The organism is Thalassoglobus neptunius (assembly GCF_007859735.1).
Lineage (GTDB): Bacteria > Planctomycetota > Planctomycetia > Planctomycetales > Planctomycetaceae > Thalassoglobus > Thalassoglobus neptunius.
The window spans coordinates 132,150-142,091 of sequence record NZ_SIHI01000003.1 but is presented as its reverse complement, the minus strand read 5'-3'; the positions used below and the strand labels follow the sequence as shown (position 1 = coordinate 142,091).

The window sequence follows — 9,942 nt, the reverse complement described above, 5'->3', positions numbered from 1 at the left end:
ACGGTAAGCTGAATGGCGAGTACCGCTCACAGATGACCAGGACAGAACTCGAAACAAAAGGATACGGCAGACGCTGGCTTGTGGAATCATTCATGAGCGGATTGAAGCGAACCACAGGTGCCGCACTCTCAGCCAGAAGCGAGAAAGCCCTGTTCGTCGAAGCCGCCCTCAAAGTCCTCGCCTACGCCCTGAGGCGTTAGCCCACGATCAAAACCTGTGATTTGTTTTCAACACAGCAAAAACCAATCAGAACCTCCGAAGAAGGCTGATTTGTCGGGAAGTTCGTCATCTCTCGGAGTTTGTCCCGAGTGATGTCGACGTCTCCTTCAAGGTTAAAATTGCCGAAACGATACCGAGCCTTGCCAATCGACTGGTCAAGATCGAGAGCGACTCCTCTGGGAAAGGCCGCATTTCCCAGAATGGGACCGACAGATCGCCGGTCCTGAAGAATTCGCAGTTGATACTTGAGCGTAAAATCGTGACCTGGAGTCGGGTGATCAACGTGAACTTTAGTTTGGATCGCCACGCCGATCGGGCTGCAATCGTTCGTAATCTCACAACTGATCGTGAGATTGTTCATCGACGCTGGTTCATCCTGTGCGAACGCACTGATCGAGAACATAAAGCAAAGTGGAGCCGCAACAGCCATGCGGAAAAATCCGCGCGAACGATTCGATGTCATGTGTCTTCCACGCGAATTGAAACGAGTTGAGTGAATTAGCTCAGCTAACATATTCAAAACACCGCGCTTTGCACAGTTCGTCGACAGGCAGCTGCTGACTGACAGTAAAGATCAGCGCAAAAAAGTCGCCCCCAACCTCCGTGAAGGGGGCGATTATGAACGCGAGCGAGACGCGGTTTTCAGGCGGTTGGCCTTCATCTCATGGCAGACTTAAAGACATCGCATAAACGCAACGAGACTTTGCTGTTCTTCGCTGGTAAGCTTTAATTGCATGACGAGATTGAAGAAAGCGACCGTGTCTTCGAGCGTCATTAATCGACCATCGTGAAGATACGGCGGAGAGTCTTTAATTCCACGGAGTGTGAATGTTTTAATCGGTCCGGCAGCGACGTCATGATGATCACGGATCGTTTTGGGTTCGTAGAACCGCGAGACCTGAAGATCGTGCATCTGATTATCGAGATAGAATGGGGCCGGATGGCACTCAGCACATTTGGCTTTTCCGAAAAAGAGTTCCTGGCCTTTTAGCTCTTGCTCGGTCGCTTTCTCGGGAATCAGTTTTCCGTATCGATCCAATTTCGGGGCTGGTGGAAAGTCGAACATGTTCTGCATCTGCGCCATCATGGAAACCTGATCAGAACGATCCGGCAGGAAGAGGCCTTTCTTCGCTGCCGTCACATGGTCTCCGTCGAAATAGGCTGTGCGTTGCTCGAACTGGGTGAAGTCTTCAATTGATCGAAGCGATCGCTTGGACCCGTGAATTTGTTGGTTAAACATTCCACGGAGGCTAACGGTATCGATTCGGAAACGATTCTTCTGTGGTCGAGTATCGGGGTTAAGATGGAAGGCTGCGTTTGTATGTCCATTCACATGGCAATCAAGGCAAGTTACTCCCAGTGAAGCTTCCGCAACTTTGCGGTCTGCCGTTGGGTTAAATTGTTGCTGTGGTTGCGGAGTTAAGAGTAACCGCATTCCTTCGAGTTGAACGGGCGTGACTTTTCCGTTGAGAAGTTCGAAGTAGTTCTTAATGGTGAGCACTTGTCCCTGGCTGACATCTCCCAACTCCGGACGATTCGAAAGGAAGACTGGCGGGGGAAATTCGGGAGTGAGATGATCGGGCAAGTCAAAATCGACATCAAACCGCTGAAGGTCGCGGCTTTCGGCTTTCTTAATTGCGTCGATTTGCGTGGAAGGAAACACTTGGCCGCCGGTTGAATGTTTGGCGTGTGGGAGTGGTCGAAATCCTTCCGGAAAGAGATTTTTGCTCACGAATTTCGGAGGGACTCATTTCCGATAGTTGTTTCCATGTGAGTTCCTCGGGAAGTTTCACCCGGATCCCACTCTGCACGGATTTTCTCTCGCCGGACATCATGACTTCCGAAGGTTTGTCGCTGAGGTCGTAACGCGATTCCAGCAAGTCTTTTTGACCTTGCATAACTTCAGGTTTTGCTGCGGAGTCTTTTTCGAAAACTTCATCGAAGCTTTCGCTCGGAACGACCGGCATGAAAGACGTTTTCGGTTCGTCGCTGTGACTGATGGAGTTCATCGATAAGAGGAATCCCGTAGCGATCATTGAGACGGTGGCAGAGTGAACGAGTCGAATCATTCTTCGCTCCCGATTTCTTGAGATTGTCGATGGTGTGATGGGGGAATCACTTGGCTCTCGTCACTCTCGAACTTCACGGTTTTCAGTTGGGCTGATTTCGTTTCGCTCGAATTGTGCGGCCAGAATCCGGGTGTTGAGAGATTCTCAATTCGTTGAGCCGAGAAGTCCGCGATCTTCCGGAAGCGATTCCCATTCAAGACCATCTAGGCAAGTGCCATGCCAGCACTAGGAAGCGAGACCTGAACCAGCGTGTTGAAATGCCGTTTCTGTTCCAAGTCAGCCGGTCGCCTTATGGGGGCGACAAACTTTCGTGTGAGTTTAAAAACCGTTTCGCGGGTGCGTTGCGATGACCCGAGCCTCTGAAAGAGATAAGATCTCGATCACATCCACAGCGGAGGAATTGTTTCTTTCGCTTTCGTGAATGGCGGTTTGTTGAATGCTGGCTCGGGGATTTCCGGACTGTCATCAACCGAACTGTTCAAGGATCAGTCAATAGGGTTGGCTTCGACATGATCAATCGAGTTTGCGTTTGTCTTCTCCTTCACCTGTCGCTTTCGGTGTTCGCTTTGGCGGAGGAGACTGAAGATCCTCTCCGTCCGACGAATGTCTCGTGGCCTCCGGTTCCGGAAGATCAGGTCAAGCGATACACAGCATTGCGGACGATCGATCCGATCCACGTGGATGGAGTGTTGTCAGAGAAGACCTGGAAGAACGTTCCGCGTTCTCCTCGATTTGTTGATCTGATCCGAGGACATCAAACCGTTCATAACACGCAAGCAGCTGTGACGTGGGATGATCAGAATTTGTATGTCGCGTTCTGGGTTGAAGATCCCTTTGTGACATCCAAGATTCGAAAACGTGATGATCCTGTCTATACCGACAACGATGTCGAAGTCTTTATCGCTTTCGACAATGCCTATTATGAATTTGAGATCAATCCGTTCGCCACAATTTACGAAGGGCTCTTCATCTGGCAGAGTGAATATGAGAGCGCGGGGTTTTCCAAAGTGTCAGAACTTGACCGTTCACGGCCCGAGGTTCGATCTCAAGCTTTCAATGGAGTTGGATATCGAAATCATCCGCGTGGACCGCGTTATGCATTTCTCGGCTGGGATTTTCCCGGGGCTGTCTCCGCAGTCGCGATCGACGGAACGCTAAACGACAACTCCGATCGAGATCGCGGATGGACCGTTGAACTTGCGTTTCCCTGGTCAGGAATGAAGGCTCTTTCTTCCGGTGATCAGCGGTCTGTCCCACCCGAAAACGGAGATACCTGGCGGATGGATTTCTCTCGATTCAATCAGTTTCGAGAAGCGGGGCCGGTTCGTGATTCACAGGGTTGGGCGTGGAGCTACCATGGATGCTGGGATTCACACATCCCGGAAGTTTTTCCGTTTATCACATTCTCGAGCGAATCAGTTGAGGAATAGAAAACGGAGTGTGTCAACGGTCGTCGACAGTTTCGCGTGTCGCGGGACAGAATCTCGCCGCAACTCCAACACGGTCACGCAAAACAGGCAACGAGCCGGTTCGGTGAATTTCTCGATAAACGGAAGTTGTGTTGTCACAACTTGGAACTCGCAGGCAGAGCGTTAACGTTTTGGGATTCGGGCTGAGAATTGTGTCAGAAATCTGAAATTTCTGTTCGATGCTGATGGATGACATCTGTTGTGATGACGGCTGTTTCTGTTTTGGCCATCGTGAGAGTAAATGAGCTGCGGGCATTCTCGAGGAGTTTGCGGGAAACGATTTCTGTTCCGTTGCGACGGCATTTTTCTCGCCGGTGCACAACTCGTTGCTGAGAAACTGGATGGGGCGACGACGGGCATGTGCTTTCAGTCGAACTCTGATCGGCTGTTGTGAGAACGGGTTTAAGAATCCATAAGACGGCGATGCTTTCAGTGAGCGTGCGCAACTGGATTGTCATTTCTTATAGAGCTTCGTGCGCCGTTTTGCTGCGTTGTGGACCTGTACATTCGTAACGACCCGCTGATGCTGATGGACAAGCGTTGATTAGGGATTTCCCTAGAAAGACGAACTTATGCAGAGATCAAACGACTTCTTCACACCTTGCTGGGAGGCGTATCGTAGAGTGGAGCAAAGTCATCTTTCACTGATGGAAAAGAGTCTATTGATGAGTCGGTATTTGATTTCTTCAATTCGAAATCTGGCAACTTCTTCGCTGGCGATGATAAGCATGTTTGCTGTCGTCTCAGGCTGTTTTGCAGCGAGCGAGATTCCTGTCGGAACCGGCGAATCTGTCAAAGAACGAATCGCCGAGGCAAGTGAAGGGGACACGATTGTCATCTCTCCGGGAGTCACGATTGAACCGCTTCTGATTCGGAAGTCGATTCACTTGCGCGGTTCGGGAAGCGGCCGGGTCGATTGTGGTCCGCTGATCATTCAGGCGGACGACGTCACCGTTGAAAACCTCGCACCGGGTGGAGATGACATCGCAGTGATGCGGATTGAGAGAGTCTCGGGAGTGACTATTCGCAACTGTCTGATTCGAAACACCAATCGCGATCATCTGGGCTACGGGTTGAAGGCTCAAACCGTATCGAATCTCGTCATTGAAAATTGCCGTGTCCACGACAATTCCGTCGGACTCCTGCTGGCGGAAGCATCAGGCGTGCACGTTTCTGGATGTGATATTCGGAACGACAACGATGGAATTATTATCGCTGATGAATCTCGGGACATCGAGATTTCCGACTGTTACATCCATCGGCATCAGGGCCAAGGCCGACCCGGGGCGCACGCGGATGGAATTCAGACATTTCGAACCGTCGACAACTTGACCATCCGAAACTGTCAGCTTCTTGGAAACATGCAGCACATGCACTTCGAGTCAACGACCGGTATTCTGATTGAAGATTGCATCTGTTTTGGTTCATCGGCCAACGGAGTTTCGTTCGCTTGGAGGAATACCACCGACGCGACGATAACTCGCAGCACACTCGGCTATTCGGGACTGTCGTTGCTCAACATGACAGCCCACGGATACAGCCTGACAGAGAACATCCTCGTCAGTGGACATTCGAAGCCATGTCTGGTGACAATTGGAGTTGATGAATTGGTGTCTGATGAAAATTTGTTCTGGAATACTGTTCGTGCTGACTCGCCAATGATGGCTGCCAGTGAAGTCCGCTATCACCGGGACTTCAGCGAGTATCAGGAAGCGAGCGGATACGATCAAAACTCAGTTTACACGGACCCGGGTTTCGCTAATGCTCCTCTGGCCATCGCATCGATCAACCCGAAGCGGTTCAACCTCCTGACTCACAGCTGGATTCCGATTTGGGGGCATATCGCGATGTTTCAGGTCGGGGATACGATTGAAATCGGATTCGACGGAGTCGTTCGCAAGTGCCTGGAGATTCGAGACGAAGGAATCGTGATCGACCCTCCATTGGCCGAACTTCCTTCGAATGCGGTCATGGTCACGACCTGGGGAGAGAATGAAAATCTCCAACTGAATCTTTCACGACCGGGGCAGCCCAACGGACACCGTCCGGGATATGTGTCAGCCGAGGCTCCTGTGCAAAGCTCTTCGAAATAGCCAGCGCGATCCGATCGGTTTTCTGCGCTCACCTGAACTCAAGTCTTAATCGGGTTGCTGCTTGTTTGCGGGCAGAGGAAGTTTTTGATCGAGAAGGTCACTGAGATTCGCGGGCTGCTTGTCGAATCTCACTCAGCCGATTGAGCAACATCTGACGCTCGCTTCCTTCAGCGAGTTGGACTGCCTGTTGTTGGTATTCTTCCGCTGCTGGAAAGTTCTCCAGCAAGAACTCAACCATCGAGAGATTGGCCAGAATCTGAGCGGACTGTGGTTGAAGCTTCAAGGCGATCCGGAACTCCTCTCTCGCTTCTTCCAGACGATCCTGGCGTGCGAGCGCGACGCCCAGGTTCAGGTGGGCGGCAAGAAAATCGGGCTGAAGTCGGGTTGCTTCGCGATAACGTTCTTCGGCAGTGGAGAGGTCGTTACGGTCTTCAGCGACAATTCCGGCTTGAAGCTGTGTCTCAGGGTCTTGCGGAGCGAGTTCGAGCGCCATATCAGACAGTCGACCCGCTTCGTCGAGCTTGCCCGCCCAACCCAGCACTTTGGAAAGGTTCCGCAGGGCGATTCCTCGATCTTCGTCGCTGAGGCGACTTTCCATTCGAGTTGCAATCGTCTCCATGACTTCGGCATTCCAGTCTGAAGTCGGTTGTACCAACTGTATGGCGATCATCTGGTCGAGAAGTTTCTCCGCGAGAAGTCTGTGGCCGTCAATCGTCGGGTGAACGTGGTCGAGAAACCAGTCATTGCCGGGCGTTTGGTGCTCCGATTTCAGGCCGATTTCCTCAACGAAATCAACACACGGGACGTCAAGTTCATCCGCGATATCTTTGACAGCTTCGATGATCTCGGGAAGAGCACGCAGCGGGCAGACGTCTTCAATGAGCGCACGTTGGAAGTTCTCTCGGGCAGCGTCCGTGTTGCCGAGCTGCCACTGGATTTGACCGTTGAGGAAATAAGCGTCAGCGAACTGCGGTTCGACTTGCAGGAATTTTTTGAGTGCCTCAGCTGCGTCGCTGAACTGTTTCTGTTCGATCATCTCTTTCGCAACAACCAACAGACGATTCAATTCCGCGACCGTTGCGGAGGATTGTTCAGAATTGAATTCGCTCTTGAAAGGCGAGCAGTCGCGAAGGTTGGAAGCTGGGGTGACGAAAATCACCGGGACTCCGTGACGAGCTGCCATGCGAACGATGCGGCGGAGATTGAAGCGAAAGTGTTCGACGACGTGGCTTCGAAACTGATTGTCGCGGGAGTAAGCATCGAGACCGACCGACTGGTCAAGAATCGTTTCTGCTTCTCCGGGAAGAAGGGCTCGTTGTTCCGCGTTGCGATTCGGCAAGTTGAACATCTGACGCATCGCGGAAAACGTTCGGGTTCGCGACGTGAATTCCAGCACGGACGTCAATGAAGCTGGGACCTGATACAGTGACGGGTAGGTTCGCTGCTCAAGGAATTCATTGTGCCCGGTGTAAATGATCAAGAGATCGGGTGAGTAGTTGAGCACCTCTTCAACGACATTCGACACGCGATAGCTGGCGTAGCTGATCCCGCCTCCATTGATCACTTCCCAATTCTGTTGGGGATCGGCTGCGGGGAGTATTTCCCGAAGCCAGCCCGCGAAGGAAGTTCTGTCATCATAGGGGCGGACATAGGTGGTCGATCCACCCAGGCAGAAGATGCGTTGCGTGTCCTCAGTTTTTTGAGCAGGGAAGGTCTGGGCGTTGAAGTGACTCAGTTTGGCTGGGCGCGTGCTGTAGTTTTTCCCCTTCCGTTCCAAGAGAGGGGAATTCGAGGAAAACCCGACGAAGGGGTCTTCATCGGATGTGACTGGATCGACGCCGATCGCCCACAGTGTCAGTTCGACACCTGCGAAGCCGATGGCGACTGTGACGAACGCAAAGCAGCACTTCTTCCACCACGGAAGCGTGCGGCGTGTTTCGGATTGAGGGCTTTGTGGCGACCTCATCTTGACCGTGCTTATTCGTACAGAAAAGTGTCCCCGACCGTGCTCGACGAGTCGGGGACAGTGATTGCTAAATCGATCGAACCGGTCTTAATACCCGCCTTCCTGGACAACTTCGCCTTCTGAGGTAATGTCGAAGTTTGCTTCGTTGCTACCTGGTTCGACATCAAATGTGAGTTCAGTCAGAGCGTTGTATTTCGCGGGAACAATCTCCTTTCCGCGTCCGGAGTTTTCGTACCCGCCTTCTTCACCACTGGACTCAGGCAGCTCGGTGCAGCTGATTTTGACTTGATGTGTCCCGACAGTGGCACCTTTGTTGTCACCTGTGTAGACCAATTCGTAATAGCCTTCTGCGTCTGTTCGGCCATAAGACGGTCGGGCATGTTCCGGTTGAAATGTGATGACTGCATTTTCCAGGGGTTTGCCGTCCATTTTGACGGTGCCAGACACATACCCCATGTTGGGAAGGTCTCCTCCCCCGCAACCGACAGCTGTCAGAAATACTGAACAGGCAACAGGAATGATCAATCCGCGCATGACTTAACTTTCCAACTTCTATTTTTGTGAATCGAGTGTGGAGAATTGAATCCAAACTTCGGACGTATTGTCGTTCAGGCCGATCATTTGGTCATCGGGCTGGATCAAAAATCGTCGCAGCTCAAGAATTCATGCAGTAGGCATGCTCTCGTTCAGACATTCACAGCGCTCAGCGACTTCTCTCGTGACTCGGTCAAAAATTGACTGATCACTGGATTGTGAAAGTGTCAAAACTTCTTTTCAGAACGCTGTTGAGAACAGCCTCTGCTCTACGTTTAAGAGTTCGTGAAAGAATTTTCAGTGTGAAGCGAAGGCCAAAGTGCCCACGATGATGCAGGCACTTTGGCACCTTCGATTCCGACGAAAGCCGATTAGAATTCTACGATCACGAAACCATCGTTTCGGCGGGAGAGTTTGTTGTAGAGGTACATCCAGGAGTAGCGAGTATCGCCAGGGCCAAATCGATCCCAGACGTTGACACCATTCTGTCCACCATCGACGAATTCGATGTTGTCGCTGATGGTATGAACAGATCCATCGGCCAGCAGCCAGAGGCAAATTCCTTCATGCGCACTGGAGAAGCTTTCACCACACCAGTTGCTGTTGTCAGGATTCTTAGGAAAGATCGAGACAGGTGCGTTCTGGACGGTTCGGGTGTGACCCATGTTGTACCAGACTCCTCGTGATCCACCTCCGCGTGGATTTCGTACTCCGATCCACGAACCAGATTCGCAATCAACCGTTTTGCGTTCGCCGACCATGAATGTGTTCGACGTTCCGTCGGTGAAGTCGCGAATTCGGTAGGGGCGAGTGGCATCGAATGCACCGTGGCAGTCATTGCGGCGTTGAACCTGATCACGTGTCCCGCGATTGGCCATGTAAGTGGTCAGACCGGGTTGCCAGTTTCCAAGACTGCTCGCGTTCGTTCCCTTGCCGCCTCCGAAATGTCGACCGTTGACAGCGACTCCGGTGTTCGAATCCGACGGACAGATGTAACCGGGAATGACCGTTTGTAACGCACTCTTAACAGTCTGCTCATCTTGAAGCTGCGGGTTGGCGTATTGCAGCACGTCGATCAACCGGTAACTTGAAGGATCAAGCGTGTTGAAGAGCGGGCCTTGATCGATGTAGGGGAGGATGCTGACGTGCCATCCCCACGATTCGACGTTGTTACACGCTCCGCTCCAGACGTCGTCGTGTCCACAATACCGACCGGTGTTGTCTTCCGTCCGATAGTGTGCCATCGGGAACATTGTGTACACGTCGTGGTAGTTGTGCAGCGCCAGTCCGAGTTGCTTCAGATTGTTGCGGCACTGGGTACGTCTGGCTGCTTCCCGGGCTTGCTGAACCGCCGGGAGCAACAGGGCGATGAGGATTGCGATGATCGCAATCACCACCAAAAGTTCAATGAGTGTGAAGCCTCGACGTCGTCTTTGAGGTCTCATGGCGAATGCCTCCCAAAAGTGAGAAAAGAGGGGGAAATGTGAAAAAGTCAAGAATTTGACGATTCCACCGCACCCCCTCCGGTGTTGCGAAACAACCTCACATAGCGGATTTTTTATGGGAAGGCATTTTTTTCTGTTGAGGCCAAT

At 51.9% G+C, this 9,942-nt stretch carries 6 protein-coding genes and 2 pseudogenes; 3 read left to right on the top strand and 5 right to left on the bottom strand.

The window, feature by feature from the left end; genetic code table 11:
* Window positions 1-200 (top strand): annotated as a pseudogene (locus KOR42_RS13120) (hypothetical protein); the annotation flags it as partial.
* Here KOR42_RS13120 and KOR42_RS13115 read toward each other — a convergent pair.
* A complete protein-coding gene (locus KOR42_RS13115) occupies window positions 197-682 on the bottom strand; it encodes a hypothetical protein (protein WP_146510284.1) in 486 nt (161 codons plus the stop codon). The pseudogene KOR42_RS13120 and the gene KOR42_RS13115 sit on opposite strands and share 4 nt — an antisense overlap.
* A 210-nt stretch (window positions 683-892) precedes the next feature.
* Window positions 893-2,255: pseudogene (locus KOR42_RS13110) on the bottom strand (cytochrome B6).
* Window positions 2,256-2,797: 542 nt separating this feature from the next.
* Here KOR42_RS13110 and KOR42_RS13105 point away from each other — a divergent pair.
* Together KOR42_RS13105 and KOR42_RS13100 are read left to right on the top strand one after the other, a co-directional pair.
* A complete protein-coding gene (locus KOR42_RS13105; protein ID WP_146510283.1) occupies window positions 2,798-3,718 on the top strand; it encodes a carbohydrate-binding family 9-like protein in 921 nt (306 codons plus the stop codon).
* Between the two features lie 704 nt (window positions 3,719-4,422).
* Window positions 4,423-5,850, top strand: coding sequence for a right-handed parallel beta-helix repeat-containing protein (locus KOR42_RS13100; protein WP_197441143.1), 1,428 nt, complete (start codon window positions 4,423-4,425; stop codon window positions 5,848-5,850).
* Between the two features lie 97 nt (window positions 5,851-5,947).
* On the opposite strand, the gene KOR42_RS13095 is transcribed toward KOR42_RS13100, so the two are convergent.
* The 3 genes from KOR42_RS13095 to KOR42_RS13085 all read right to left on the bottom strand — a co-directional run bounded on the left by KOR42_RS13095 (window position 5,948) and on the right by KOR42_RS13085 (window position 9,795).
* Window positions 5,948-7,816 carry a tetratricopeptide repeat protein gene (locus tag KOR42_RS13095; protein ID WP_146510281.1) on the bottom strand — a complete coding sequence of 623 codons (1,869 nt, stop codon included), beginning with the start codon at window positions 7,814-7,816 and terminating at the stop codon, window positions 5,948-5,950.
* 87 nt (window positions 7,817-7,903) lie between these two features.
* The gene (locus KOR42_RS13090; protein ID WP_146510280.1) at window positions 7,904-8,350 is read right to left on the bottom strand and encodes a transthyretin-like family protein; all 447 of its coding nucleotides are present in this window, start codon (window positions 8,348-8,350) and stop codon (window positions 7,904-7,906) included.
* Window positions 8,351-8,721: 371 nt separating this feature from the next.
* Window positions 8,722-9,795 (bottom strand): DUF1559 domain-containing protein, encoded by a 1,074-nt coding sequence (locus KOR42_RS13085; protein WP_146510290.1) that lies wholly within the window; start codon window positions 9,793-9,795, stop codon window positions 8,722-8,724.
* Window positions 9,796-9,942: the final 147 nt, after the last annotated feature.

Coding starts and splice junctions, on each gene's coding strand:
- KOR42_RS13115 (WP_146510284.1), bottom strand. CDS start 682: ATGACATCGAATCGTTCGCGCGGATTTTTCCGCATGGCTGTTGCGGCT.
- KOR42_RS13095 (WP_146510281.1), bottom strand. CDS start 7,816: ATGAGGTCGCCACAAAGCCCTCAATCCGAAACACGCCGCACGCTTCCG.
- KOR42_RS13085 (WP_146510290.1), bottom strand. CDS start 9,795: ATGAGACCTCAAAGACGACGTCGAGGCTTCACACTCATTGAACTTTTG.
- KOR42_RS13100 (WP_197441143.1), top strand. CDS start 4,423: ATGAGTCGGTATTTGATTTCTTCAATTCGAAATCTGGCAACTTCTTCG.
- KOR42_RS13090 (WP_146510280.1), bottom strand. CDS start 8,350: ATGCGCGGATTGATCATTCCTGTTGCCTGTTCAGTATTTCTGACAGCT.
- KOR42_RS13105 (WP_146510283.1), top strand. CDS start 2,798: ATGATCAATCGAGTTTGCGTTTGTCTTCTCCTTCACCTGTCGCTTTCG.